Origin of the sequence: Streptomyces sp. NPDC017936, assembly GCF_044328485.1 — a bacterium.
Classification (GTDB): Bacteria; Actinomycetota; Actinomycetes; order Streptomycetales; family Streptomycetaceae; genus Streptomyces.
The window spans coordinates 68,241-92,654 of the sequence record NZ_JBIRHK010000006.1 but is presented as its reverse complement, the minus strand read 5'-3'; the positions used below and the strand labels follow the sequence as shown (position 1 = coordinate 92,654).

The 24,414-nt window shown below is 73.1% G+C and carries 23 protein-coding genes; 16 read left to right on the top strand and 7 right to left on the bottom strand.

Annotated elements, in window-relative coordinates:
- Positions 1–46: 46 nt before the first annotated feature.
- A complete protein-coding gene (locus ACH4F6_RS14375) occupies positions 47–1,477 on the bottom strand; it encodes a tannase/feruloyl esterase family alpha/beta hydrolase (protein ID WP_397960437.1) in 1,431 nt (476 codons plus the stop codon).
- A 283-nt stretch (positions 1,478–1,760) separates the two neighbouring features.
- Positions 1,761–2,507 carry a rhomboid family intramembrane serine protease gene (locus ACH4F6_RS14370; protein ID WP_397960436.1) on the bottom strand — a complete coding sequence of 249 codons (747 nt, stop codon included), beginning with the start codon at positions 2,505–2,507 and terminating at the stop codon, positions 1,761–1,763.
- A 291-nt stretch (positions 2,508–2,798) separates the two neighbouring features.
- Between ACH4F6_RS14370 and ACH4F6_RS14365 the strand changes: the two genes are divergently transcribed.
- The 7 genes from ACH4F6_RS14365 to ACH4F6_RS14335 all read left to right on the top strand — a co-directional run bounded on the left by ACH4F6_RS14365 (position 2,799) and on the right by ACH4F6_RS14335 (position 9,384).
- Positions 2,799–3,200, top strand: a complete 402-nt coding sequence (locus tag ACH4F6_RS14365) for a DUF4247 domain-containing protein (protein ID WP_397960435.1) — start codon at positions 2,799–2,801, stop codon at positions 3,198–3,200.
- A 127-nt stretch (positions 3,201–3,327) separates the two neighbouring features.
- Positions 3,328–3,765, top strand: coding sequence for a DUF350 domain-containing protein (locus ACH4F6_RS14360; protein ID WP_397960434.1), 438 nt, complete (start codon positions 3,328–3,330; stop codon positions 3,763–3,765).
- Between the two features lie 11 nt (positions 3,766–3,776).
- Entirely contained in the window at positions 3,777–5,378 is a 1,602-nt protein-coding gene (locus ACH4F6_RS14355; protein ID WP_397960433.1) for a polyamine aminopropyltransferase, read from the top strand.
- Between the two features lie 535 nt (positions 5,379–5,913).
- Complete coding sequence (locus ACH4F6_RS14350) at positions 5,914–6,252, top strand: antibiotic biosynthesis monooxygenase family protein (protein WP_397960432.1); 339 nt, start codon at positions 5,914–5,916, stop codon at positions 6,250–6,252.
- Positions 6,249–7,136, top strand: a complete 888-nt coding sequence (locus ACH4F6_RS14345) for an NAD(P)-dependent oxidoreductase (RefSeq protein ID WP_397960431.1) — start codon at positions 6,249–6,251, stop codon at positions 7,134–7,136. Before ACH4F6_RS14350 ends, ACH4F6_RS14345 begins: the two co-directional genes overlap by 4 nt.
- On the top strand, positions 7,133–8,143 hold the full coding sequence (locus ACH4F6_RS14340) for an amidohydrolase family protein (RefSeq protein ID WP_397960430.1): 1,011 nt from the start codon (positions 7,133–7,135) through the stop codon (positions 8,141–8,143). Before ACH4F6_RS14345 ends, ACH4F6_RS14340 begins: the two co-directional genes overlap by 4 nt.
- On the top strand, positions 8,140–9,384 hold the full coding sequence (locus ACH4F6_RS14335) for a cytochrome P450 (protein ID WP_397960429.1): 1,245 nt from the start codon (positions 8,140–8,142) through the stop codon (positions 9,382–9,384). The genes ACH4F6_RS14340 and ACH4F6_RS14335 overlap by 4 nt, the downstream gene beginning before the upstream one ends.
- A 124-nt stretch (positions 9,385–9,508) precedes the next feature.
- Here the strand turns inward: ACH4F6_RS14335 and ACH4F6_RS14330 are convergent, their stop codons facing one another.
- A complete protein-coding gene (locus ACH4F6_RS14330; RefSeq protein WP_397960428.1) occupies positions 9,509–10,198 on the bottom strand; it encodes a CAP domain-containing protein in 690 nt (229 codons plus the stop codon).
- Positions 10,199–10,683: 485 nt separating this feature from the next.
- Positions 10,684–11,769 carry an ion transporter gene (locus tag ACH4F6_RS14325; protein WP_397960427.1) on the bottom strand — a complete coding sequence of 362 codons (1,086 nt, stop codon included), beginning with the start codon at positions 11,767–11,769 and terminating at the stop codon, positions 10,684–10,686.
- A gap of 183 nt (positions 11,770–11,952) precedes the next feature.
- Between ACH4F6_RS14325 and ACH4F6_RS14320 the strand changes: the two genes are divergently transcribed.
- From ACH4F6_RS14320 to ACH4F6_RS14310, 3 genes are all read left to right on the top strand, one after another.
- A complete protein-coding gene (locus tag ACH4F6_RS14320) occupies positions 11,953–12,168 on the top strand; it encodes a twin-arginine translocase TatA/TatE family subunit (protein WP_397960426.1) in 216 nt (71 codons plus the stop codon).
- A gap of 331 nt (positions 12,169–12,499) precedes the next feature.
- A complete protein-coding gene (locus ACH4F6_RS14315; RefSeq protein WP_397960425.1) occupies positions 12,500–12,889 on the top strand; it encodes a BlaI/MecI/CopY family transcriptional regulator in 390 nt (129 codons plus the stop codon).
- A gap of 7 nt (positions 12,890–12,896) precedes the next feature.
- Positions 12,897–13,829 (top strand): M56 family metallopeptidase, encoded by a 933-nt coding sequence (locus ACH4F6_RS14310; RefSeq protein ID WP_397960424.1) that lies wholly within the window; start codon positions 12,897–12,899, stop codon positions 13,827–13,829.
- A gap of 109 nt (positions 13,830–13,938) precedes the next feature.
- On the opposite strand, the gene ACH4F6_RS14305 is transcribed toward ACH4F6_RS14310, so the two are convergent.
- Both ACH4F6_RS14305 and ACH4F6_RS14300 read right to left on the bottom strand, forming a co-directional pair.
- Positions 13,939–14,394 (bottom strand): tellurite resistance TerB family protein, encoded by a 456-nt coding sequence (locus tag ACH4F6_RS14305; protein ID WP_397960423.1) that lies wholly within the window; start codon positions 14,392–14,394, stop codon positions 13,939–13,941.
- Positions 14,395–14,505: 111 nt separating this feature from the next.
- On the bottom strand, positions 14,506–15,483 hold the full coding sequence (locus ACH4F6_RS14300) for a sporulation protein (RefSeq protein WP_397960422.1): 978 nt from the start codon (positions 15,481–15,483) through the stop codon (positions 14,506–14,508).
- A 321-nt stretch (positions 15,484–15,804) separates the two neighbouring features.
- Between ACH4F6_RS14300 and ACH4F6_RS14295 the strand changes: the two genes are divergently transcribed.
- Both ACH4F6_RS14295 and glpK read left to right on the top strand, forming a co-directional pair.
- Positions 15,805–16,650 carry an MIP/aquaporin family protein gene (locus tag ACH4F6_RS14295; RefSeq protein ID WP_397960421.1) on the top strand — a complete coding sequence of 282 codons (846 nt, stop codon included), beginning with the start codon at positions 15,805–15,807 and terminating at the stop codon, positions 16,648–16,650.
- A gap of 24 nt (positions 16,651–16,674) precedes the next feature.
- The gene (gene glpK / locus ACH4F6_RS14290) at positions 16,675–18,192 is read left to right on the top strand and encodes a glycerol kinase GlpK (protein ID WP_397960420.1); all 1,518 of its coding nucleotides are present in this window, start codon (positions 16,675–16,677) and stop codon (positions 18,190–18,192) included.
- A gap of 427 nt (positions 18,193–18,619) precedes the next feature.
- On the opposite strand, the gene ACH4F6_RS14285 is transcribed toward glpK, so the two are convergent.
- Positions 18,620–19,156, bottom strand: a complete 537-nt coding sequence (locus tag ACH4F6_RS14285; protein ID WP_397960419.1) for a kinase — start codon at positions 19,154–19,156, stop codon at positions 18,620–18,622.
- A gap of 237 nt (positions 19,157–19,393) precedes the next feature.
- Here ACH4F6_RS14285 and ACH4F6_RS14280 point away from each other — a divergent pair, with 237 nt between their 5' ends.
- The 4 genes from ACH4F6_RS14280 to ACH4F6_RS14265 all read left to right on the top strand — a co-directional run bounded on the left by ACH4F6_RS14280 (position 19,394) and on the right by ACH4F6_RS14265 (position 24,413).
- Positions 19,394–19,978 carry a hypothetical protein gene (locus ACH4F6_RS14280; RefSeq protein WP_397960418.1) on the top strand — a complete coding sequence of 195 codons (585 nt, stop codon included), beginning with the start codon at positions 19,394–19,396 and terminating at the stop codon, positions 19,976–19,978.
- A 255-nt stretch (positions 19,979–20,233) separates the two neighbouring features.
- Positions 20,234–20,650 carry a hypothetical protein gene (locus ACH4F6_RS14275; protein WP_397960417.1) on the top strand — a complete coding sequence of 139 codons (417 nt, stop codon included), beginning with the start codon at positions 20,234–20,236 and terminating at the stop codon, positions 20,648–20,650.
- The gene (locus tag ACH4F6_RS14270; protein WP_397960416.1) at positions 20,647–22,563 is read left to right on the top strand and encodes a GMC family oxidoreductase; all 1,917 of its coding nucleotides are present in this window, start codon (positions 20,647–20,649) and stop codon (positions 22,561–22,563) included. Before ACH4F6_RS14275 ends, ACH4F6_RS14270 begins: the two co-directional genes overlap by 4 nt.
- Complete coding sequence (locus tag ACH4F6_RS14265) at positions 22,560–24,413, top strand: peroxidase family protein (protein ID WP_397960415.1); 1,854 nt, start codon at positions 22,560–22,562, stop codon at positions 24,411–24,413. The genes ACH4F6_RS14270 and ACH4F6_RS14265 overlap by 4 nt, the downstream gene beginning before the upstream one ends.
- The last annotated feature ends 1 nt before the right edge of the window (position 24,414 follow it).

Below are 24,414 nucleotides of genomic sequence, written 5' to 3'. Positions count from 1 at the left end.
CTCCCACGAGGTGCGGGCGCCGCCGTGAAGGTGTGCTGCCGCTCGGTCACCCGTCGAGGCGGCAGGCGGTGAGCAGGGCCGCGGGACCGGCCCCCTCCGGGCGGGGGACGGTGCGGTCGGCGGGCGGGCGGTGGCCCGTGGCGAGCCAGCGCTCCAGGGCGGTGAAGGCCGAGCGGTGGCAGGGCAGGAGGGGCCGCAGCAGATCGGGGAAACTGTCGACCAGGGCGTCGGTGTGGGTGCCGTCCGCGATGCGGTAGTACCGGTGCAGGCCGCCCCGGCCGGCGTCCTGGACCATGCGGGCGTAGACGTCGGAGTCCTGGCCGATGGGCAGCAGGACGTCGAGCGTGCCGTGGAGGGTGATCAGCGGTTTGCCGATGCGGCCGGTCAGGGCGACGCGCCGCACCGCCTCGCGGACGTCGGCGGGGCGGGCCGCGTAGTCGTAGTCGGCGTCGCAGCCCGGGACCGATCCGGGGGCGCAGTACGGGGTGCCGGCCTCCGTCGCGCCGTCGAAGGCGGGGTCGAACTCCTCGCGGTAGACGCGCTGGGTCAGGTCCCAGTAGACCTGGTGGTGGTAGGGCCACAGGAACTCCGACCCTGCCGGGAAGCCGGCGCGGTGCAGTTCCGCGCGCGCCTGCTCGGCGGCCGGCCCGCCCGCCGCGAGGGCGGGGTAGTGGCGCAGCGCGGACGGCAGGAAGGTGAACAGATGGGGGCCTTCGGGACGCCAGAGGGTGCCCTCCCAGTCGACGCCGCCGTCGTACAGCTCGGGGTGGTTCTCCAGCTGCCAGCGCACGAGGTAGCCGCCGTTGGACATCCCCGTGGCGAGGGTGCGCGCGGGTGGGCGGTGGTAGCGCTGGGCGACCACGGCGCGGGCGGCGCGGGTGAGCTGGGTGAGCCGGGTGTTCCATTCGGCGACGGCGTCACCGGGTCGGGAGCCGTCGCGGTGGAAGGCGAGGCCGGTGTTGCCCTTGTCGGTGGCGGCGTAGGCGTAGCCGCGGGCGAGCACCCAGTCGGCGATGGCCCGGTCGTTGGCGTACTGCTCGCGGTTGCCGGGGGTGCCGGCCACGACCAGTCCGCCGTTCCAGCGGTCGGGGAGCCGGACGACGAACTGCGCGTCGTGGTTCCAGCCGTGGTTGGTGTTGGTGGTCGAGGTGTCGGGGAAGTAGCCGTCGATCTGGATGCCGGGCACCCCCGTGGGGACGGTCAGGTCCTTGGGCGTCAGCCCCGCCCAGTCCGCGGGGTCGGTGTGACCGGAACCGACCGTCCCCGCCGTGGTCAACTCGCCCAGGCAGGCGGCCTGCTGATGGGCGGCGCCCGGTACGCGCACCTGGGCGAGGCGCGCGCAGTGGCCGGCGGCGGAACCGGTGGCCGGCTGGGCGCCGGCCTGTGACGGGAGCAGGGCCGCCGCGGCGGCCAGGGCGACGACGGTGAGGGCGGTGCGTCTTCCTGCGGGCGAGGCGGTGCCGGAGGGCAAGGCCATGGAGAGCCTCCTGGGTGCGGGACGTCGACGGGCTGCACGCTAGGCGGCGCACCGAGAGGCCGAACATGTGTGGATCCACCATGACGGCAGGCCGGCTCGGGTGGGCCGCAGCCATGACCGCCCGGTGTGCCCGGCTCGCCCGGTGTGCCCGGCTCGACCGGCGGGCCCGGCTCGACCGGCGGGCCCGGCCGTGCGCGCCGGTCACGCCGTGACGGTCCGCCGGCCCGGCGTGTCCGGCGTGTCCGGCGGGGGGATCTCCGGGAGCCCTCCCGTGTCGTGACCGCTAGAGCAGGCCGAGGTCCCGGAGCTCCTTGTGCAGGTCGGCACGCGGGTTGTCGGTGCGCGTCGCCGGCTCGCTCCGCGCGTCCGGCCCGGTGCCGCCGTCCACGCGTCCGGCTCCGTGTCCGGAGCCGGACCCCTCGCCGCGCGAGCGCCGGTCCCGCAGCAGCCACGCGCCGACCAGGCCGCCGGCCAGCCCTCCGAGGTGTCCCAGCCAGCTCACTCCCGGGGTTCCGGGCACGGCCACGGTGAGCAGATAGGCGAACGACGCCGCCATGACGATCCCGATCAGCGAGTCGATCAGGTGGCGGTCGAAGAGGCCCCGCACCACGACGTAGCCGAAGTAGCCGAAGACCAGACCGCTGGCCCCGACCGTGTCCGCCGAGTGCTGTTCGAAGAGCCAGACCGTCAGCCCGCTGCTCACGGCCACGAGCAGGCTCAGCGCGAGGAACCGGGCGACGCCGCGGTACGCGGCGAGGAACCCGAAGACGAACAGCGGCCCGGAGTTGCTCTCGATGTGGGCCCAGTTCCAGTGCAGGAACGGCGCGGTGAGGACGTGGGGCAGCGCGCCCGGGTCGCCGGAGACGACCCCGTAGTCCCGCGAAAGGCCGTATCCGCTCGCGGAGTTGGCGAGTTGCACCAGCCAGACGAACGCCACGAAGGCGAACATCGCGAAGAACGCCTTCCGCGCCTCCGCGATCATCTGCTCCGGTCGGACGGGTCCCTCGCCGGCCCGGCCCCTCTCCCTCACGGCCCCCACTCCCTCCCCCGACAGGCGTCGGCGGCACACGCTACCGGCACGCCGTCCGCACAGGCCACAGGGGGTTCCGACGGGAACCGCTCCTTCCCGTCCCGGCCCCTCAGACCTCATGCACCTCATGTGCCATACTCAGCGCGCTTATTGCAAAAATATGACCGGGGGGAGTCATGTGCAGGCCATCTTTGTGACGCCTCCTGCCCGGATGCGGAGGTCCGGCGCCTCGCAGTGCGCGTACCCGCCGGACGGCCCCCTCTCATCGACGTACACCCGGCTGGAGGCCCGATGAAGAGCGCCCGACTCACGCGCGCAGCGGTGGCGGCCGTGCTGGCCGCGGCCCTGTTCACCGCCTGTTCCTCCGGCGGGGACAACGGTGTGCCGCGCGGCTGGATCGACGACGAGTACTCCGACAACGGGTCCGGCTGGCTCGCCCCGTCCAGCACCCCGGACTCCGTCGCCGAGGCGATCCACGGACACCGCCGGGCACTCGACCGCGCCACCGGCGACGGCGTCGAGTTCCTGCGCTACGCCGACGACCTGGTCACCGTCTCGCCCGACCGGAAGGGCAGCCGGATAGAGATCGAGGACTACCGCAACGGCTACCACCGCCACAGCCAGTACCTCACCAACTGGCCCGACCCGGACAGCGAGAGCTTCCGCGGCGGCGGCCCCGGCGAAGGCAAGTGACCCCGCTCCGGAGGCCCCCGCGCCGCCCGGAGCCCCCCGCGCCGCCCGGAGCCCCACGGGCCTCCGCCGTCCGACGATGTTCCACCGGTCCCCCGGACCTGACGACGCCCCGACGAAAGGCAACGCAGTGACCGAGATCTTCGAGTCGACCGGCCAGGCCCTGCTCTACGGAGTCGTGGGCCTCGTCGTGATGGCCGTCGGCTTCATCGCCCTCGACCTCGTCACGCCCGGCAAGCTCTTCCACGTGGTCTGGACGGACCGCAACCGCGGCGCCGCCGTCCTGCTGGGCAGCCAGTCCGTCGCCGTGGGTCTGGTCATCATGGAGGCCATCCGGGCGAGCGAGTCCGAACAGGGGCTGGGCTACGGCCTGGTCAGCACGCTCCTCTACGGCCTGGCCGGAGTGCTGGTGATGACGCTCGTCGGCATCGTGATCGGCATGCTCACCCCGGGCCAGATGGGCGCGGTCGTCCTCGACGACGACGCCCACCGTCCGCACCCCGCCGCCTGGGTCCAGGCCGGCATGTACCTGGGCACCGCCTTCATGGTCGGTGCGGCGATCTCGTAGGCACCGCCCCCATGAGCACCACCACCCTGCAGGACCGCGACACCGCGGCGTCCTCCCGCCCCCCGGCCGCCCGCCCCTCCCGGGGGGCGCGCTTCCTGCTGCTGCTCGCCGTCTTCCTCTGCGCGGCCTGCGGTCTCGTCTACGAGCTGGCGCTCACCGCGTTGGGCAGCTACCTCATCGGCAACTCCGTCCTGCAGACCTCCGTGGTCATCTCCGTGATGGTCTTCGCCATGGGCATCGGCTCGCTCGCCGCCAAACCCCTGCGCCGCCGCCCGGTGGGCGCGTTCGCGCTGGTGGAGGGGGCGCTGGCGCTGGTCGGCGGACTGTCCGTGCTGATGCTGTACGCGGCGTTCGCCTGGCTGCAGCTGTACACGCCGGCGATGATCGTGATCGCGCTGACGGTCGGACTGCTGATCGGGGCCGAGATCCCGCTGCTCATGACGCTGCTGCAGCGGATCCGGCGGCAGGAGGCGGGCAGCGCCGTCGCCGACCTGTTCGCCGTCGACTACATCGGGGCGCTGGTCGGCGGTCTGTGCTTCCCCCTGCTGCTCCTGCCGACGTTCGGCCAGCTGAAGGGCGCGCTGGTGGTCGGCGCGGTCAACGCGGTGGCCGGGGTCATCGTGGTGGTGTTCATCTTCCGCCGGCAGACCCGGCGCCGCGTCCGCATCGGTCTGCTCACCGGTGTCACGGCGGTGCTGGCCGTGCTCGGCACGGCGTACGCGCTGGCGGACGACCTGGAGGTCACCGCACGGCAGCAGATGTACCGCGACCCGATCGTCCACGCCGAGACCACCGCGTACCAGGAGATCGTCGTCACCCGCTCCACGGCCTTCACCGGCGAGCCGGACATGCGGCTCTTCCTCAACGGCGACCTGCAGTTCAGCTCCGTCGACGAGTACCGCTACCACGAGTCGCTGGTCCACCCCACGCTGTCGGGCCGCCGCACCGACGTGCTGATCATGGGCGGCGGCGACGGGCTCGCCCTGCGCGAGGTGCTGCGCTACGACGACGTACGGCACGTGACGCTCGTCGAGCTGGACCCGGCGATGACCCGGCTGGCGCGCGACTTCGGACCGCTGCGCGAACTGAACGACGCGTCGCTGGAGGACCCGAGGGTCGAGGTGGTCAACGCCGACGCCTTCACCTGGCTGCGCGGCGCCCGGCAGCGGTACGACGCCGTCGTCGTCGACTTCCCGGACCCGGACACGGCGGCACTGGCCAAGCTGTACTCGGTGGAGTTCTACAGCCTCCTCGGCCAGGTCCTGACGCCGGGGAGCCAGGTGATGGTGCAGAGCGGGTCACCGTTCTTCGCGCCGAAGACGTACTGGTCGATCGCGGCGACGATCGAGGCGGCCGGGTACGCGACGACGGAGTTCCAGGTCGACGTACCGAGCTTCGGCAACTGGGGCTTCGTCCTGGCCGTCCCCGGCCGCGGCACTCCCCCGCCGCTGCGGCTGGCGGCGGACGCGCCGCCGCTGCGCTACCTGGACGACGCGGTCCTGACGGCGGCGAAGGTGTTCCCCGTCGACCGCCGCCGCGAGGACGTCCGGCCGAGCACGCTGATGGATCCGGCGGTGCTGGAGTACGTGCTGGACGAGTGGCAGAACTACTGACCCCGCTCCCGCGCCGGCCGCGCCCCCTCGGCGCCGCGGCCGGGATGCCGCGGCACACCCGGCCGCGGGCCCCGCGCCGCGGTCGGCGTGCGCCCGCGGTCCGCGTGCCCGGTCCGCGTCGGCACCGTCACGGCGGTCGCGTCCACCCGCGGACGGCAGGACGCGGGGCGCCGTTGCACGGGGAGCGTCCGGACCGCCGACGGCCCGGGACGTCAGGAGCGTGATCCGGGCCCGCCGCCTCCCGCGGCGGGCCCGTTCCGCGGGGCCGGGGCGGGATCCGGGCCCGCGGACATCCCCCTCGCCCGGACCCGCGCGGAAGCGGGGCGTTCGCCTGTCCGGCGGCGCCCCGTTCGTGTGACGGCGTCCGCTCCGGCGGCGGCGAAACGGATGGTCCCGTCACCCACCCGAACGGCCCAACAACGGAGCGTGAACCCCTTGCGGCGCCCGGCCTCTCCCCCATTCGGAGTTGCGTCCGCACGGGGGCCATGAGGAGTTAGGAGGCGTGTCCTACCGGATCTCACCATCAGGAGGAGACATGGGCACCGACCAGAACGGCCGACCGGCCGAGAAGTTGTCCGTCGTTTTCACGGTCCGCGTGATCGAGGGCGGCGAGCAGGGGTTCCTGGATCTGTACGACCGGATCCGGAAGTCCGTCGCCCGCACCCCCGGCCACATCGTCGAACGGCTGGGAGAACCCGTGGACGACTCGCGCCAGTGGGTGATCACCAGCGAGTGGGAGACGCCCGAGCACTTCTTCGCCTGGCAGCAGAGCGAGGAGCACCAGGCGCTGGTGGCTCCGCTGCGCCAGTGGGTCGACTCGACGCAGTCGCTGCGGTTCCGGGTCGTCAAGGAGACCGCGGGGGTGGCGTCATGACGCACACCGCACACGGCACCGTCGCCGTCATCGGTCTCGGCAGGATGGGCACCGGCCTGGCCACGCGCCTCCTCGAGCAGGGCGTACCGGTACGGGTCTGGAACCGCACTCCGGAACGGGCCGAGCCGCTCGTCGCGGCCGGCGCCCACGCGGCGGCCCACCCCGCTGACGCCGCCGAGGGCACGAGCACCGCCATCTGCACCGTCGCCGACGGGGCGGCCCTCGGCACCGTGCTGCGCGGACCGGACGGCGTGCTGGCCCAGGGCCCCTACCCCGGCACCCTCGTCTGCGCGAGCACCGTCGCCCCCGAGGAGGTCGTCCAGATCGCCGGTGACATCCCCTCGGTCCTGGACGTCGGCATGCTCGGCAACCGGGACCACGCCCGCGACGGTGAGCTGCGGCTGTTCGTCGGCGGCGAGAAGCGCGTGTTCGAGGCCGCCCGGCCGGTGCTGGAGATGCTGGGCAAGGAGGTCGTCCATCTGGGCGCACTCGGTTCCGGCATGCGGATGAAGCTGCTCCTCAACCTGCTGATGGGCGTGGAGGTGCAGGCCATGGCCGAGGCCACCGAACTGGCGGCCGCCTCCGGACTCGACCGGCAGCTGGTCCTCAAGACGATCGCGGGCAGCGGCTTCGCCTCGCCGGTCATGGCGTTCAAGTCGCGTCGGCTGGCCTCCGGCCGCTTCGACGAGCCGGACTTCCGGCTGCGGCTGATGGCGAAAGACCTCATGCTCGCTTCCAAGCAGGCAGCGGCGGCCGGTCTGCACCTTCCGCTCGCCGCCGCCGCGGCCGAGACCCATGTCCGTGCCACCGAGCAGGGGCTGGGCGACGAGGACTGTGCCGCGGTCGTCCGCGCACTCACACCCACCCCGGGAAGCCACACATGATCATCGACATCCACGGGCACCTGTCCCCACCGGAGGCGGCGAAACGCTTCCCGATGCCCCCCAGTCTGACCGACGTCGACGGCATGCTCGCCGCTCGCACCCAGGCCGGGATCGACCTCACCCTCATCGGCAGCCCCGTCGGCGCCGGAGCGATGGCGCGGGTCCCGGGCGTCGACAACTACGCGCAACCCCGCGACCGGCTGCGTGCCTTCCACGCCTGGATGTCGGGCCTGATCACCAGGTTCCCGGACCAGCTGCGCGGCTACGTGTACGCCAACCCGTTCGGGGACGACGATCACCTGGACGGGGTGCGGGAGACACTGGCGGACCCCGCCTTCGTCGGCCTGATCACCACGTCCAGCGTCCACGGGGAGCTGCTCGGCTCCCCGCGCGCCGACTCCTTCTTCGCGCTGGCCGCGGAGGCGGGGGTGCCGGTCCTGGTGCACGCGCCGGCCGAGCCGGTGGGCACCGAGCGGGTCGACGAGACCGGCTTCGTCGAGCAGATCGGCCGGTTCGGCGACCTCACCGTCGGCATGGCCATGATCGCGTTCGCGGGATGGCTGGACAAGTATCCCGGTCTGCGGTTGATCGGCGCGACCGGCGGCGGCGCGATGGCGCTGCTGCCGGAGCGCCTGCGGACAGCGGCGCGCCCCCGGCACTGGGCCGGGGGCGCGCCGCCCCCCGGCTCCTCCGCGGCCCCGGCCCCGGGCCGGCCCGCGGCGCCGGGCTCCATCCCGCCCCCGGACGGGGCGCCGGCGGCCGACCCGGCCGCCGCGCTCCGACGGATGTACGTCGACACGAGTCCGTTCAGCACGGCGCACCTGAACCTCAACCTGGAGGTGCTGGGGCCCGAACGGATGCTGTTCGGCACCGACTCCCCACCGCTGGCGGCGCCGCTGGAGGACTCCCTCCGCATGATCGAGAAACTGCCGATCGACCAGGCGGCCCAGCAGCGCATCCTCGGCGGCAACGCCCAGACCCTCTTCGACCTGAGGAGTCGTCCTTGATCACCACGCAAGACGCCGTCGCCGCCGCCGAGCGGTGCACCCCGGAGTACCGGCGCAACCCGCACGCGGTCTACGCCCGCCTCCGGGAGGAGGCGCCCGTCTGCCCCATGAGACCGCCCCACGGCAACGAGACGTACCTGATCACACGGTACGAGGACGCGCGGACCGCCCTGGCGGATCCGCGGTTGAGCAAGGACATGTACGGGGCCATGGACGCCTACCGGAGGATCTTCGGTGAATCGTCCGTGGCGCTGGACGACAACATGCTCAACTCCGACCCGCCCAAGCACACCCGGCTGCGCAAGCTGGTCAGCACCGCGTTCACCCCGCGGCGCGTGCAGGCCCTGCGGCCGCGGATCCGGGAGACCGTCGACGAACTGCTCGACGGGTGCCCGACCCGCGAGCCGTTCGACCTGCTGCCGGCGTTCGCGTTCCCGCTGCCGATCATCGTGATCTGCGAACTGCTCGGTGTGCCGGCGCGGGACCGGTCGCGGATGCAGCACCTGTCCACCGCGGTGGCGCGGAGCGGTTTCGACGAGGAGGCCAGACGGGCCCAGCAGAAGGCGGAGGAGGACCTGCACGCCTTCTTCACGGAGCTCGTCGAGACCAAGCGCGGCCGACCGGGTGACGACCTGCTGAGCGCGCTCACCGCGCTGCGGGACGACGAGGACGGCGAGCTCACCCAGAGCGAGCTGGTGTCCACGGCGTTCCTGCTGATGTTCGCGGGTCACAAGACGGCCGCGTACCTCATCGGCAACGCCGTCCAGAACTTCCTGACCCATCCCGAGCAGCTCCGCGCCGTGCGCGAGGACCCGGCTCTGATCGGTCCGGCGGTGGAGGAAGTGCTGCGCTTCGAGGGCTCCGTGGAGAGCTCGACGTTCCGCTACGCGACCGAGGACGTGGAGTACGCCGGGACGCGGATCCCGAAGGGCGCCCTGGTCCAGGTCGCGCTGAGCGCGGCCAACCGTGATCCGCGGAAGTTCCCGGAGCCGGACGAGTTCGACGTGCGCCGGCAGGGCACCGTCCACATCGGGTTCGGGCACGGCGGCCACTACTGTCTGGGGGCCCCGCTGGCCCGGCTGGAGATGGAACTGGCCCTCACCGGCCTGTTCGACCGCTTCCCGCGGATGAGTCCGGCCGACCCCTCGGCCGAACCACGGTGGCTGGAGGTCCCCTTCCCCGCCTTCCGCGGCCTAGCGGAGCTGCCGGTCGTGCTCGACCCGCCCGGTGGCGCCGCCTGACCGGTTCCGCTCCGGGAACCCCGGACGGGCCCCTTCACGGAGGGGCCCGTTCGGCGTCGCCGCGGTCGTGGACGCGGGTGTGCCGGCAGGCGTGTCGCGGGGGTGCGCCCGGCCGGCCCGTGCGTCAGCGCGCCGTGCCGAAGTCCTGCGTCCAGTAGTTGCCGGGCTGCGCGAGACCGACACCGATCTCCTTGAAACCGCAGTTCAGGATGTTCTTCTTGTGGCCGGGACTGGACATCCAGCCCGCCATGACCTGCTCGGGCGTGGAGTATCCGTAGGCGACGTTCTCGCCGTAGGTGCTCCAGTTGTAGCCGGCCCGCGTGATCCGCTGGCCCGGGTCCGAACCGTCGGACCCCGTGTGCGACATGGTCTTGTGGCTCGCCATGTCCGCGCTGTGGCTCTGGGCGGCCGTCGTGAGCTTCGCGTTCACGGTCAGCGCGGAGCAACCCGCCTTGCTGCGCTCGCTGTTGACCAGGGCCACGACCTTGGCCACGGCACCGGACGCCGGGGCCGACGAGCCGGAGGCGGTCGGAGCCGCGGCGGGCGCGGTGGTGTCCGCCGCTCCCGTCGAGGCCGGCGCGGGGGCCTGGGGCGAAGCCGACGCCGACGGCTGCGAGGTCCACGCGCCGCCCTGCCAGCGGCCCTGCGCGGACGCGTTCTTCCAGTCGTTCTTCCCCTGGCCGGCGGACTCGGCGCCCTTAGCGCTCGGGTCGTTCAGACAGGCCATGGCGGCGGACGGTATCGCCAGCGCGCCGAGCGCGACGGCGGCGACGGCGAGATGCCGGTGGCGCGTCTTCCTGCGGTGCTTCTTCATACGTGCCTCGCTGGTCGTCTCGAGTGCGCCTCCGACGGGCTCGACTCAGCAAGGACGCTGGGCCTGACCTGCGGTGACGCCTTCCGAGCCGTCATTCTGAGATGTGTGTGAAGACAGGGCAACGCGCTCTTCTCCTACCCGCCTTCGTAGGCGTCCGACGCCCTTGAATCGGGCGCGCGGGTGTGCTGCCCCGGTCCGTCCGGACCACGGGGAACGCCTGACGCTCCGTCAGCAGGCCGTGCGCGGCGGGCCGGCGGCGTGCGGGAAACGCCACAGAGCCGCCACTTTGGATCTTGTGCGCCATATGTCCGCTTACGAGAGGGCAGATCCACTTATATGGCCCACGCGCCATGTACTACCGGACGGCGTTGATGTGAGAAGGGGCCGTGACGCATGTCACGGCCGGTCCGTGCAACCGTTTCGATCAAAGGCGTCGGCACCCCCGTCGCGCGCCCGGACCCGAGCGTCCGCGACGCCGTGGGCCGTCAACGGTCCGCGGGCAACCCTGTGACCCGCGGCGATGTCACGGCCCGGGCCGGTTCGGATCCCTCGCCCAGGTCCCCGGAGAGGGACGGGCGGAACCCTTCCCCTCCGGTCCCCCTCCGCCCCGCTGCGGCGGTGCGGTCCGGTCCGGCGGTGAAGTCCGGCGCGCCGCGGTCGAGTTCGGCTTCCAGGTCCTCGAGGGCGCGGCGGGCGGCGGCGACCCGTTCACGCAGCACCGCCGGGTCCGCAGGGCCTGCCGCGCGGTCCCGCCCGCCCTGTCGCGGCTCGTCGCGTTCCGGCGCGTCACGGCCGGGGCCTCCCCCGTCCGACGCCTCCCGCTCCGCCTGCCGCGCCTCGTCGAGGGAGGTGAGGACGACGCCGATGAGCACGTTGACGAGGACGAAGGAGGCGAGCAGGACGTAGGAGCCGTAGTAGAGCAGGCTCCAGCGGGAGACCTCGAGGCCGGCGTGGACCGCGTCGCCGATGCCGTCCAGGGTCATCAGGAGGAAGAGGGTGAGCACGGCGCGGCCGAGGGAGCCGTAGTGCCCGGGGTCGTGACGGCCGAAGAAGACCCAGCCGACCATCGCGTACAGGTACAGCAGCAGGGCGCCGACGAGGAGGAAACCGAGGGTGCCGGGCAGACTGCGGGCGACCGCGGCGAGGACGACGCGCAGCTGGGGCAGGAAGCGGGCGGCGCGCAGCACGCGGGCCAGGCGCAGCAGCCGCAGCACGGTGGCGTTCTCACGGACGACGGGCAGGAAGGCGCACAGGACCACTGCGAGGTCGAAGAGGTTCCACGGATCCCTGAAGAAGTCCCGGGGCCGGTCGGCGTGCGCGGCGAGGCGCAGCAGCATCTCGACGGTGAACACGGCCAGGCAGGCGTGCTCGGCGAGCCGTGACCAGCGGTCCACGCCGGCGGCGAGACCGGGATACGTCTCGACGCCCAGCAGCAGCGCGTTGAGCAGGATCACCGCGACGACGGTGAGGGCGAACCAGCGGGCCTCGATGAGGGCGCGGCAGCGCCTCGCCCCTTCCCGCCGGGCGGCGCCGGCCGCCGTCTCGGACATGGGATCATGCTGGTCCGGCATCGTACTGTCCTGCTTCCTCGCGCGGCACGACGGTCCGGCCGGCGCCGACCGGGCCGGAAATCGGGCTTGTTGAGCGATCACGCCCCAGGAGAAACTTCTACAGCATTGTAGATCGCGGCGGCTCGGCGGCACGCCCTCAACGGCCGCCGTCCGCCCGGGAAGAGAGCAGACCTGATGTTCGGCATGAGCGAGCTGGCCCTGATACTCCTCGTCGTCGCGGTGATCCTCGCGATCAGGAAACTGCCCGGACTGACGCGCTCGGCGGGGAAGGCCGCGCGCATCTTCAAGAGCGAGGCCAAGGCGCTCCGGGAGCAGGACGCTCCGGAAGCACGGCACGACACGGGGCGGGTCGTCCCGGGCACGGTGGTCGAGCGGGACGAGCCGCCCACGCGTTCCTGAGCCACCGGCGGCCGGCCACGGGGACGCGCCGCCGCCCCGCACGTGGCGCCGGCGCGGGGTCGTGCGCGGCCCGTTCCGTGGCGCTGCCGGGGACCCGTCCGTTACGCGCGGCCGCGTGCGGGGACGCGGGTCTCGCGGGGACGCGGCCGTGGCGGGGAAGCACGGCGTCCCGGCTGCCTCGCCGCTTTCCGGCGGCGCGGACCAGCCGTCTCCGCGTCCGGGCGGAACCCGCAGCCCGCGCCGGGGACCCGCCCGCTGCCGGCACGGCCGCGGCGGGGGTCTCTACGATGTACCGCTCGTGAACTGCGGGGCGGCGGAAGGGAGACAGGGTGTGACGAACCATCGGCGGGAACCTCGGCGCCGGGGACAGGGCGAGCTGGAAGGGCTGGTCCTGTCGGCCCTGCGGGAGGCCGGCGGTCCGGCCACCGCGGGCTGGGTGCAGGAACGGCTCGGCGGCGACCTGGCCTACACGACCGTGATCACCATCCTCACGCGGCTGCTGGCCAAGGGCGCGGTGACCCGCGAGCGCGCGGGCCGCTCCTTCGCCTGGACCCCGGTCTCCGACCAGGCGGGGCTCGCCGCTCACAAGATGCGCAAGCTGCTGGACGGCGAGAGCGACCGGGAAGCGGTCCTGGCCAGCTTCGTCACGTCCCTGGAACCGGGTGACGAGCGCCTGCTGCGGGAGCTGCTGGACCGGGCGAAGGACGACGGGGAAGACTGACAGCCGCATGGGGGTCTTCGTCTTTCTTCCGCTGGTCCTGCCGCTGACGGCGTGGCCGGTCGCGCGCCTGGCCGAGCAGCACCTGCACCCGCGGACCGCCACCCGGCTGCTGACCGGCCTCGCCGCGGCCATGGCGGTCTGCAGCTCCGTGTGCCTGGGGCTGCTGATGGTGGTGGGCACCGCCCAGCTGCCGGGCAACCCGCTGCCCGACGGCTGGTCGGACCCGGAGGTGCGGGAGGCGGTGCCGTACGACGAGGTCGCCGGCCGGGCGGCCGTACCGGCCCTCCTCGCGGTGGTCGCCGCGTGCGCGGGAACCGTCTGGCGCCACCGGCGGGTGCGCCGCCGGGCCCACCGGGCCCTGGCCGGCCTGCCGGGCACCGAGGTGGCGGTGCTCCCGGACGCGGAACCCTACGCGTACGCGCTGCCCGGCGGGCGGCGCGACCGTGTCGTGGTGACGACGGCCCTGCTGTCCTGCCTCGAACCGGCCGAGCGGCGCGCCCTGTTCGCCCACGAGCGGGCCCACCTCACCGGCCGCCACCATCGTCTCCTGCTCGCCGTGCGGCTGGCGGCGCACGCCAATCCGTTCCTGCACCCACTGCGTACGGCGGTGTCCTACACGACGGAACGGTGGGCGGACGAGGAGGCGGCCGAGGCGGTCGGAAGCCGCCTCACCGTGGCCCGCGCCATCGGCAAGGCGGCGCTGGTCTCCCGCGGCACTCCCGTGCCCACGCTCGCGGGCCTGGCGCTGCCCGGCCCCGTGCCGCGCCGGGTCGCGGCCCTGCTCGCCCCGGCGCCCGCGGCGCGCGCCTGGCCGCCGGTGTTCACGGCGGTGGGGATGGCGGCGTGGACGGCGGCCGCGGGGACGGCCGTGTCGGCCATGTCGTCCGCGAACTCCGCCCTGACGCTGGCCTTCGTCCTGCACGCCGCGACGCCCCTCTGACACCGCGCCCCTCCGGGCGGGCGCGGACCGGTGGGCGCGCCGCGCCGTCGCCCCGGGGGGGCCGGCCCGACGCGCCCCGCCGCGCCCGCAAACGCGCGCGGCGTGCCGCTCAGAGGTCGAACTCGTGCGGCGGCAGGCCGAGCGCGAAGCACGCCTCGCGGACGACGGCCTGCTCGCTCTTGTCGAAGTCGCCGTCGGCGCCGCCGATGACGATGCCGATCTGGACGACGGCACGCGCCTCGGCGGGCTTCTTCTTCGCCTTGGCGATCTCCTGGAGAACGCTGACCTTGCCGAACGCGAAGTCGGCGGTGAGCTTGCCGAGGTTGTCGTCGAAGCGCCGCTGCAGATCCACGGCGTCGAAGTTCTGCAGCACCTCGTTGGTGGCGATGAGCTGGGCCACGCGCCGGCGCTCCGCGGGGTCGACGGTGCCGTCGGCGGCGGCGACCAGCGCGCACATGGCCATGCCGGCGTCGCGGAAGGCGCCGCTCTTGAGGTCGTTCTTCTTCGCCACCAGCTGGGTCTGCATCGTCGACGCGGACTCCTTGATGCGGTCCCACAGGGCCATGAGGACTCCAAAGGTCGGGCGGGACCCGGCCGCCCCTGCGGCGACCCGGCACCCGCTTGTTTCTACATCAATGTAGAAACAAGCGGGTGCCCGGGGCAACCCACGGCCGCTTCAGTCCTCGCCGCCCTCGTCGTCCTCGTCGCCCTCGAAGAGGTCACCGACCTCGTCGACGACCTCGGCCGCGACCATGCCGCCGACGACGCCCACCGCCAGTCCCGCCGCCCCGGCGGCGACCGCGGTACCGACGCCCGGGCCGGAGCGGTGCCCCTCGGGGTGGCCGTCCTGGCCGTGGTGTCCGTACAGGGCGGGGGAGCCGTACGACTCGCGGTGCTCGACGAGCCGGCGGATCCAGCCGTCGACCTCCTGGACCCAGTCGCGCGCGTCGTGGTGACCGACGGTGAAGCGGGTGAGCGCGTCCTGCCCCGCGGAGAGGAACCCGCCGCGCTTGTCGGCCTCCAGGACCACCTCCACGCCGCCGGGGTGCGCGAGGAAGGTCAGCTCGATCTCGTTGACCTGGTGCGCGTACTGCGGGGCGGGAGTGAGCTCGATCTCCTGGTAGAAGGGCAGCCGCTGCCCGGTGCCGCCGATGCGGCCGTACTCCAGGTCGGCGGACGCGAAGCCGAAGCCGAGCCGGCCGAGGGCCTCCAGGACCGCCTCCTGCGTCGGCAGCGGGGCCACCGTCAGCGGGTCGAGGTCGCCCTTGTCCCTGGCGCCGGCCACCGACAGCTCGGTCCGCACGCCCAGCACGATGCCCAGCGGCTGCCCGTACAGCTCGCTGACCGGGGTCTCCCACGGCAGCGTGACGCTGAACGGCACGCTGCGCTCCTCGCCCGCGGCGAGCCGGAAGCCGCCACCGACGACGAACCGTTCGAAGGCGACGGTCCCCCGGCTCTCGCCCTCCTCGTGCTCGGCCTCCACCCGGGCCACCAGTTCCAGGGCGATGTGCTCGATGTCGAAGTCGGCGCTGCCGCCCTCGAGGTGGACCCGACCGGTCAGCGCGCCCCCGGGACGGGCGGCGCCGGGGTCGAGGACCGTGTCGACCGTGGGTCCGCCCACACCGAGCGAGCCGAGCAACCTCTTGAACACCATCGGGGCGTTCACTCCTTCACGTGCCACGTGCGTGTCCGCGGGGGAACCGGGGACACGCAGCCATTTTCTACAAGCGAGTAGAAGCATAGGGGGAGCGGACCGGGCGGAGGCCACGTCGCGCACCCCCGTGCGGAAAGTCCGAAACCCTCCGCGGCGGGCGTGCACGACGGACGCGTGGAGCGAGGGCGGACTCCTCGCCGGATTCCCGGAATACGGGTGTTTTCCGCTACAAGTGCGGTCAATTCATGATCGCCTTATGCTGATCTGAGAAAAGCTCGGGCAGTCGACAGCCGGCCCTGGGCCGGCGGGAAGCGGGCTTTCATGGCTGAACGATCCACCCGGTCGGGGCTCGTCGGCGAACTGTCGGCCGAGTTCGCCGGCACGATGGTTCTCATCCTCTTCGGCTGTGGTGTGGTGGCCCAGGTGGTCGCCGGCGGAGCCCTGACGACGCCGCCCGGCGGTCTCGGAAACCACGACAGCATCGCCTGGGCCTGGGGCATCGGCGTCACCCTCGGCGTCTACGTCGCCGCCCGGCTGAGCGGTGCCCACCTCAACCCCGCCGTGACCGTCGCCCTGGCGGCGTTCAAGGGGTTCCCCTGGCGCAAGGTGGCGCCGTACGTGGTGGCCCAGACGGCGGGCGCCTTCGTCGCGGCCCTCATCGTGCGCTGGAACTACACCGAGGCGCTCGCGAAGGCCGACCCCGGTCACACCTTCAAGACACAGGGCGTCTTCTCCACCCTCCCGGCCAACGGCAACCCGAACCTGCCGGTCCACGAGTGGGGCGCCTTCCGCGACCAGGTCATCGGCACCGCGATCCTGCTGCTGCTGATCATGGCCGTCACCGACCTGCTCAACAATCCGCCCGGCGCGAACCTGGCCCCCTTCATCGTCGGCCTGATCGTCGTGGCCATCGGCATGGCCTGGGGCACGAACGCCGGCTACGCGATCAATCCGGCACGTGACTTCGGACCCCGTCTGGCCAGCTTCATCACGGGCTACGGCACCGCGTGGCGAGATCAGTACGGCAACTTCTACTTCTGGGTCCCGATCCTCGGCCCCCTGATCGGCGGCCTGCTCGGCGCCTTCCTGTACAAGTTCCTCGTCGGGCGGTTCCTGCCGACGGCCGAACCCGAGCCCCCCGGCCGCGTCCCCACCCCCGAGCGCTGACCCCCGCAACAGAGGCGGCACACCATGGCTGACTTCGTGGGAGCGGTGGACCAAGGCACCACCAGCACCCGATTCATGATCTTCGACCACTCCGGCAACGAGGTGGCGAGGCACCAGCTGGAGCACACCCAGTTCCTTCCGCGGTCCGGCTGGGTGGAGCACGACCCGGTGGAGATCTGGGAGCGCACCAACTCGGTGATGCAGACCGCTCTGCGCAAGGGCGACCTGACCGCGGAGGACCTCGCGGCGATCGGCATCACCAACCAGCGGGAGACCACCGTGGTGTGGGATCCGCGCAACGGACGCCCCTACTACAACGCCATCGTCTGGCAGGACACCCGGACCGACTCCATCGCCGCCGCCCTGGAACGCTCGGGCCGGGGCGACGTCATCCGCCGCAAGGCGGGCCTGCCGCCGGCGACCTACTTCTCCGGCGGCAAGATCCAGTGGATCCTGGAGAACGTCGACGGCGTCCGCGAGGCCGCCCGGCAGGGCCACGCCCTGTTCGGCAACACGGACGCCTGGGTCCTGTGGAACCTGACCGGCGGACCCGACGGCGGTATCCACGCCACCGACGTGACCAACGCCAGCCGCACCATGCTGATGGACCTGGAGACCCTCGACTGGGACGACGAGCTGCTGGGCTTCTTCGACATCCCCCGGGAGATGCTGCCCACCATCAACCCCTCCTCCCACCGCGAGGCGTACGGCGTCACCCGCACCACACGCCCGCTGCGGGCCGCCATCCCCATCAGCGGGGTCCTCGGCGACCAGCAGGCCGCCACGGTCGGACAGGTCTGCTACGCGCCGGGCGAAGCCAAGAACACCTACGGCACCGGCAACTTCCTCGTGCTGAACACCGGCACCGAGCTGGTGCGTTCGCGAAGCGGCCTGCTCACCACCGTGGCCTACCAGTTCGGCGACGAGCCGGCGGTCTACGCCCTGGAGGGCTCCATCGCGGTCACCGGGTCCGCCGTGCAGTGGCTGCGCGACCAGATGAAGGTCATCAACAACGCGGCCGAGAGCGAGACCCTGGCGCGCACCGTGGAGGACAACGGCGGCATCTACTTCGTCCCCGCGTTCTCCGGCCTGTTCGCCCCGTACTGGCGCTCCGACGCCCGCGGCGCGATCGTCGGCCTCGCCCGCTACAACGACAACGGCCATCTGGCCCGGGCGACCCTGGAAGCCATCTGCTACCAGAGCCGTGACGTCGTCGAGGCCATGGAGCAGGACTCCGGGGTCCACCTGGACGTCCTCAAGGTCGACGGCGGGGTGACCGCCAACGACCTGTGCATGCAGATCCAGGCGGACGTGCTCGGCGTCCCGGTCAGCCGGCCGGTCGTCGCCGAGACCACGGCGCTCGGGGCCGCCTACGCGGCGGGCCTCGCCACCGGTTTCTGGCAGGACACGGACGAACTGCGCACCCACTGGCAGGAGTCCAAGCGCTGGGAGCCGAAGTGGTCCGACGACCAGCGCGCGGAAGGGTACGCGGGCTGGAAGAAGGCCGTGGAGCGCACCCTCGACTGGGCCGAGGTCGAATAGGCCGACGACACCGGCCGGATGCGGCCGGGGGGGGGGGGCGGGGGCCCCGGGGCCCCCCCCGCGCGGGGCCCCCCCCCCCCCCGCCCCCCCCCCCCCCCCCCCCCCCCCCCCCCCCCCCCCCCCCCCCCCCCCCCCCCCGGGGGGGGGGGGGCGGGGGGGGGGGCCGCGGGGGGGGGGGCCCCCGGGGGGGGGGGCCCCGCGCCCCGCCGGGCCCGCCGCCCGCCTGACACCGCGCGCCGTCCGTCCCCGCGGCCGGAACGGGACGGGGACGGGACGGCACGGGGACGGCACGGGGACGGCACGGGGACGGCACGAGGACGGCACGAGGCTGGGGACGGCACGAGGCTGGGGACGGCACGAGGCTGGGGACGGCACGAGGCTGGGGACGGCACGAGGCTGGGGCGGCGGAGGGCGGGTCCGGGCCGTGTCAGCGGTCCAGGGCGGGGAGGTCGGCCAGGCCCGTGTCGCGCATGATGCGGTCGACGGTCGCGGCGAGGGGGCTGTCGGCGGCGATGACGGTCTCTGCCCCGCCGGGCAGGAGGTCCAGCGGCCGGTACCAGTCGCGCAGCAGGCTCGCGTCGACCTCGTCGGCGATCGGCTTGAGGGCGTGCCGGGCGAGCGTTTCGTCGAGCGGCACGTCCAGGTAGTAGCCGTGGGTCGGGCCGCGGTGGTCGGCTCGCAGCCGGGCGAGCATGTCGCCGTAGTGGTCGGCGTACAGGATGCCCTCCACCACGACGTGGTACCCGGCGTCCAGGGCGTAGCGGGCGACGGTGTCGATCAGCCCGATGTTCGCCGCTCCGGGCCGGTCGCGCTCGCGCAGCACGACCCGCCGGAGGTTGTCCTGGCCGACCAGGGCCAGCCCGCGGCCGAACCTGTCGCGGAGGCCGGCCGCGACGGACGACTTCCCCGAGGCGCTGTTGCCCCGCAGCACGACCAGCCGGGTCGTCCCGGTGCCCACCCTCATCTGCGGCAGACTACCCGCGCACCGCCCTCGTCAGGAGGGGATCCGGGCCGGGCCGCTCCCCCGTCGGGAGCGGCGGGCACGGGCGGCCGGGGCCCGCCCGGCGCGTCCCGTGCGGCGGCGCCGGTCACTCCCCGCATGCCCGGCGCACGGCCGCGTGCGACCGCGGAACAGCGCAACCATCGGGCCGCCCCGGATGTCTCACCCGATATCAGACACACGGACTCTTCGGGGGACACCATGGTGCGAAGCAGAACCGTCTGGGCCGCGACGGCCCTCATGACCGCCACCCTGGCCGTGGCGGCCGTACCGGCGCAGGCCGCTCCGGCCGCCGCCGCGCAGGCCGTCGCCGCCTGCCCCACCGGCTGGGGAAGCCTGGACAAGTCGTACACCGCCGCCTCGGCGGAGCCGGTGCAGTACGCCAGGACCGGCCGTCACGACTGTTACGACCGGCTGGTCGTCGACATCCCCGGGGCCGCCGGAGCCGACCTCGGCCACTCCGTCCGGTACGTCGACCGCATCTACCAGGACGGCTCGGGCCGGCCCATCGCCGTGGGCGGCGGAGCCGTCCTGGAAGTGCGGGTGCACGCGCCGGCCTACGACCCCGACACGGGCCTGCCCACCTACCCCGGAGGGGCCGGCCTGCCCCTGCACGGCGTCGACCTCACCGGCTACCAGACCTTCCGCGACGCACGGTTCGTCGGCAGCTTCGAGGGCGACACCCAGATCGGCCTCGGCGTGCGGGCCCGGCTGCCCTTCCGGGTGCTGCGGCTGGCCGACCACCTCGTCGTCGACGTGGCCCACACCTGGGGCACGGCGCTCTGACCCACGGGCGCCGCAGCGCACGGCGCCCGGACCGGCCGGCGAGGGTTCGCCGGCCGGTCCACGAGTGAGGGACGGCGGGCGGCACGGATCGTACGGGCGCGCGACGTCGTCCTCACGCGCCCGAGGTGCAGCGGGGCAGGGGCTCCCCTAACGTGGAAGGCGGAGTGCTTCCAGGGGCGTTTTCTTCCCCCTTTCCGGGAGGTTCGGCAGTAGTTCCCACCGCCGCACACATCACTCCACCCCTCAGGAGACACGATGGCCAGGCACCGTGCCGTCACTCGTCCCGCCTCGCTCTACGCACTCGCCGGAATCCGCGTCTTCAACGGCGCCACCGGGCTGCTGGCACCGGACCTGCTCATCCGGCGCCTCGACCCCGACGCCCGTGAACCGCTCAGTCCGGCGGCGATCTACGCCTTCCGGCTGTTCGGGATCCGGACCGTCCTGCTCGGGCTCGACCTGCTGACCTACCGCGACGAGCGGCTCAGGGAGGACCTGCGCGAGGGCGTCCTGATCCACGGCAGCGACACCGCGACCGCGGCCATGCTCGCCCTGAGCGGCCGGCTGCCGCCGCGCACCGGCGCGCTGACCACGCTCATCTCGGCCACCAACACGGCCCTGGCCGTGGCGGCCGGCGTCTCGCTCGGCACCTCGCGCAAGGGGCGGCGGAAGTGACGGCGGACCCCGGTGCCGCCCCTCCCCCGGCCGAGACCGGCTTCGAGTACGTCGTCGTGGGCGCCGGCGCGGGAGGCGGGCCGCTGGCGGCCAACCTCGCCGCGGCGGGCCGGCGCACCCTGCTCCTCGACGCGGGCGGCGCCGAGGAGAACGACACCTACCTCGTCCCTGCCTTCCACGCGGACGCCTCCGAGGACCCCGTCCAGTGCTGGAACTACTTCGTGCGGCACTACGCCGACGAGGACCGGCAGCGGCGCGACAGCAAACTCGTGCCGGAGCGGGGCATCCTCTACCCCCGGGCCGGGACGGTCGGCGGGTGCACCGCGCACCACGCGCTGATCACCGTCTACCCGTACAACAGCGACTGGGACGCCATCGCGGCGGAGACCGGCGACGCCACGTGGCACAGCACGGCCATGCGCCGCTACTTCGAACGGCTGGAGCGCTGCACCTACCGGCCGAGGCCCAAGGAACCGCCGGCCAACCCGCTGCTGGCCGCCCTGCTCAAGGCCCTGCCCCTCACCGCCGCCCGGTACCGCAACGACGCCCGGCACGGCTTCGACGGCTGGCTGCCGACCGCCCTCGCCGATCCCGAACTGGCCGTGCAGGACAAGCAATTGCTGAAGGTGATCCTGTCCGCCGCCAAGGACACGCTCGTCGACTTCCTCGACCGGCCGCTGTCCCCGCTGGAGGGCTACGGCTCCTTCGTCGACCCCAACGACTGGCGGGTGCAGACGCGTGCCCTGCAGGGGCTGTGGCAGATCCCGATCTCCACGGCGAACGGCCGCCGCAGCGCCGTGCGCGAGCGCGTGCAGGAGGTGCGGCGAAGCCACCCGGACCTGCTGGTGGTCCGCACGAACGCGCTGGCGGCCCGGGTGGTGCTGGACGACGGCGGAGCGGCCGCCGGCGTCGACTACCTGGACGAGGCGCACGCCTACCGGGCCGACCCCGCGAGCCGGCCGGCCGGCGGGCCGCCGACCCCGCGCAGGGTCCTCGCCTCCCGTGAGGTGATCCTGGCGGCGGGGGCGTTCAACACGCCCCAGCTGCTGATGCTGTCGGGCATCGGGCCGCGTGAGGAGCTGCGGCGGCACGGCATCCCCGTACGGGTCGGCCTCCAGGGCGTCGGCGGCGGTCTCCAGGACCGCTACGAGGTGGGTGTGGTCAGCCGGACGGCCCGCGCGTTCCCGGCCGTCGGGGACTGCGGCTTCCACGCGCCGGGACCGGGAACCGAACCGGACCCCTGCCACCGGGCCTGGCAGCGGGGCGAGGGGGTGTACACGACCAACGGCGCCGTCGTCGGCGTCACCCGCAAGTCCCGCCCGTCGCTGGACGCGCCCGACCTGTTCGTCTTCGGCGGCCCCTTCGACTTCCGGGGCTACTACCCCGGCTACTCCATGGACCTGACGCGTCATCGGGACCGTTTCACGTGGGCGATCCTCAAGAGCCGCACCCACAACACCGGGGGCCGGGTGCGGCTGCGCTCCACCGATCCCCGTGACACCCCGCTGGTGAACTTCCACTACTTCACCGAGGGCACGGACAAGGACGACGTGGACCTCGACGCCATGGCGGAGGCCGTGGAGTTCGTGCGCGGGATGAACCGCAGGGCCGGTTCCGTGATCGTCGAGGAACTGTGGCCCGGAGAGGGGGTCCGGGGCCGCGCGGACATCCGCCGGTTCGTCCAGGACGAGGCCTGGGGCCACCACGCGTCCTGCACCTGCCGGATGGGGCGGGCGGACGATCCCTCGGCCGTCGTCGACAGCGACTTCCGGGTGCGCGGGGTGGACCGTCTGCGGATCGTCGACGCCTCGGTCTTTCCCCGCATTCCCGGCTTCTTCGTCGCCACCCCCATCTACATGATCAGCGAGAAGGCGAGCGACGTGATCCTCGCCGCGCAAGGAGTACCACGATGAGCAAGCAACGACGTGGCGCACCGCGTTCGACGGCCGGATACCGTACGTCCCTGCCCTGGCGGATCGTCACCGCCGGCGCCCAGTGGCTGGACCGGCGCGTCGGCTGGGACCGGCTGCCCGTGATCCCCGGCCTGCTGACGCTCCTCGGGCTGCGCGTCAGGCTCCGCCAGGAGAACCTGCACGACACCGGCCGGCTGCCCTCGGTCTCGCTGCCCGACCCCGCGCCCCCTTCCGAGACGCACCGGGTCAACCGGACCGCCGACGGCAGCCACAACGACCTCGACGAGCCCCGTATGGGCATGGCGGGCACCCGCTTCGGCCGGAACATCCCGCTGGACCGGATCGCTCCCGCCACCCCCGAGGACGTCCTGTCCCGTCCCAACCCGCGCGACGTCAGCCGCGCCCTGCTCACCCGCGACGAGCTCATCCCGGCCACCTCGGTCAACTCCCTGGTGGCCGCCTGGCTCCAGTTCATGGTCCGGGACTGGTTCAGCCACGGGACGAGCCCCACGGACCGGCCCTGGGAGGTCCCCCTCCTGGACGACGACCCGTGGCCGGAGCACCCCATGCGCATCATGCGCACGCCGGACGACCCGACCCGTGACCCGCGGGCGCCCGCCGGGACCCCCGACACGCGGGTGAACGTGTCCTCCCACTGGTGGGACGCCTCCCAGATCTACGGCGCGAACGAGACCGAGCAGCGCCTGCTGCGCACCGGCGAGACGGGCAAGCTGCACCTGTGGGACGACGAGCAGTCCCCGGTCCGCTCGGACCCCGCCCGCGATCCCTCCCGCGTCCCCGGGTTCTGGCTGGGTCTCGCCATGATGCACGACCTGTTCGCGCGGGAGCACAACGCGATCTGCGACCACCTGCACGGCGCGTACCCGTCGTGGGGCGACGAGGAGCTGTTCCAGCGCGCCCGGCTCGTCAACGCCGCGCTCCTCGCCAAGATCCACACCGTGGAGTGGACCCCGGCCGTGCTCAGCCACCCCACCACCGTCAAGGCGCTGCGCGCCAACTGGTGGGGCGTCGCGGGCGAACGCGTGCACGACCTCTTCGGCCGGGTCAGCGACAGCGAGGTCGTCAGCGGCATCATGGGGGGCGAGACCGACCACTACGGCGTCCCGTTCGCCATCACCGAGGAGTTCGTGGCCGTCTACCGCATGCACCCGCTGGTCCGCGACGACTGGCACCTGCGCTCCGTCGCCGACGACGCCACCCTGCGCCACTGCACGCTGCGCGACATCGCGGGGCCGGGAGCGCTGAAGTTCCTGGAGACGACCGGGATGGCCGATCTGCTCTACAGCTTCGGCACCCTCCACCCCGGGCTGGTCACCCTGTTCAACTTCCCCAAGTTCCTGCAGGAGTTCGAGCGTCCGGACGGGCATCTGCAGGACCTCGCGGCCACCGACATCCTGCGCTCCCGCGAGCTGGGCGTGCCCCGCTACAACGAGTTCCGGCGGCTGCTGCGGCTGAAGCCCGCGGCGAACTTCCTGGAACTGACGGAGAACCGGGCGCGGGCGGAGCAGATCGAGCAGCTCTACGAGGGGGACATCGAGAAGGTCGACCTCATGGTCGGGCTGTACGCGGAGAAGCTGCCGGCCGGGTTCGCCTTCAGCGACACGGCGTTCCGCATCTTCATCCTGATGGCCTCGCGGCGGCTCAACAGCGACCGCTTCTTCACCGAGTACTACACCCCCGAGGTGTACTCCAAGGCCGGCATGGCCTGGATCGACGACAACAGCATGATCACGGTGCTGCTGCGCCACCATCCGGAGCTGCGCACCGCGCTCGCCGGTCTGACCAACGCCTTCGTGCCGTGGCACTCCGCCGGAGGGACGGTGGCCTGAC

Bases quoted from the DNA above. Each gene is read 5' to 3' on its own strand.
- ACH4F6_RS14345 (WP_397960431.1), top strand. From the start codon at position 6,249: ATGACGCACACCGCACACGGCACCGTCGCCGTCATCGGTCTCGGCAGG.
- ACH4F6_RS14310 (WP_397960424.1), top strand. From the start codon at position 12,897: ATGGGGGTCTTCGTCTTTCTTCCGCTGGTCCTGCCGCTGACGGCGTGG.
- ACH4F6_RS14365 (WP_397960435.1), top strand. From the start codon at position 2,799: ATGAAGAGCGCCCGACTCACGCGCGCAGCGGTGGCGGCCGTGCTGGCC.
- ACH4F6_RS14305 (WP_397960423.1), bottom strand. From the start codon at position 14,394: ATGGCCCTGTGGGACCGCATCAAGGAGTCCGCGTCGACGATGCAGACC.
- ACH4F6_RS14350 (WP_397960432.1), top strand. From the start codon at position 5,914: ATGGGCACCGACCAGAACGGCCGACCGGCCGAGAAGTTGTCCGTCGTT.
- ACH4F6_RS14280 (WP_397960418.1), top strand. From the start codon at position 19,394: ATGGTGCGAAGCAGAACCGTCTGGGCCGCGACGGCCCTCATGACCGCC.
- ACH4F6_RS14375 (WP_397960437.1), bottom strand. From the start codon at position 1,477: ATGGCCTTGCCCTCCGGCACCGCCTCGCCCGCAGGAAGACGCACCGCC.
- ACH4F6_RS14325 (WP_397960427.1), bottom strand. From the start codon at position 11,769: ATGCCGGACCAGCATGATCCCATGTCCGAGACGGCGGCCGGCGCCGCC.
- glpK (WP_397960420.1), top strand. From the start codon at position 16,675: ATGGCTGACTTCGTGGGAGCGGTGGACCAAGGCACCACCAGCACCCGA.
- ACH4F6_RS14275 (WP_397960417.1), top strand. From the start codon at position 20,234: ATGGCCAGGCACCGTGCCGTCACTCGTCCCGCCTCGCTCTACGCACTC.
- ACH4F6_RS14355 (WP_397960433.1), top strand. From the start codon at position 3,777: ATGAGCACCACCACCCTGCAGGACCGCGACACCGCGGCGTCCTCCCGC.
- ACH4F6_RS14340 (WP_397960430.1), top strand. From the start codon at position 7,133: ATGATCATCGACATCCACGGGCACCTGTCCCCACCGGAGGCGGCGAAA.
- ACH4F6_RS14320 (WP_397960426.1), top strand. From the start codon at position 11,953: ATGAGCGAGCTGGCCCTGATACTCCTCGTCGTCGCGGTGATCCTCGCG.
- ACH4F6_RS14265 (WP_397960415.1), top strand. From the start codon at position 22,560: ATGAGCAAGCAACGACGTGGCGCACCGCGTTCGACGGCCGGATACCGT.
- ACH4F6_RS14285 (WP_397960419.1), bottom strand. From the start codon at position 19,156: ATGAGGGTGGGCACCGGGACGACCCGGCTGGTCGTGCTGCGGGGCAAC.
- ACH4F6_RS14330 (WP_397960428.1), bottom strand. From the start codon at position 10,198: ATGAAGAAGCACCGCAGGAAGACGCGCCACCGGCATCTCGCCGTCGCC.
- ACH4F6_RS14300 (WP_397960422.1), bottom strand. From the start codon at position 15,483: ATGGTGTTCAAGAGGTTGCTCGGCTCGCTCGGTGTGGGCGGACCCACG.
- ACH4F6_RS14295 (WP_397960421.1), top strand. From the start codon at position 15,805: ATGGCTGAACGATCCACCCGGTCGGGGCTCGTCGGCGAACTGTCGGCC.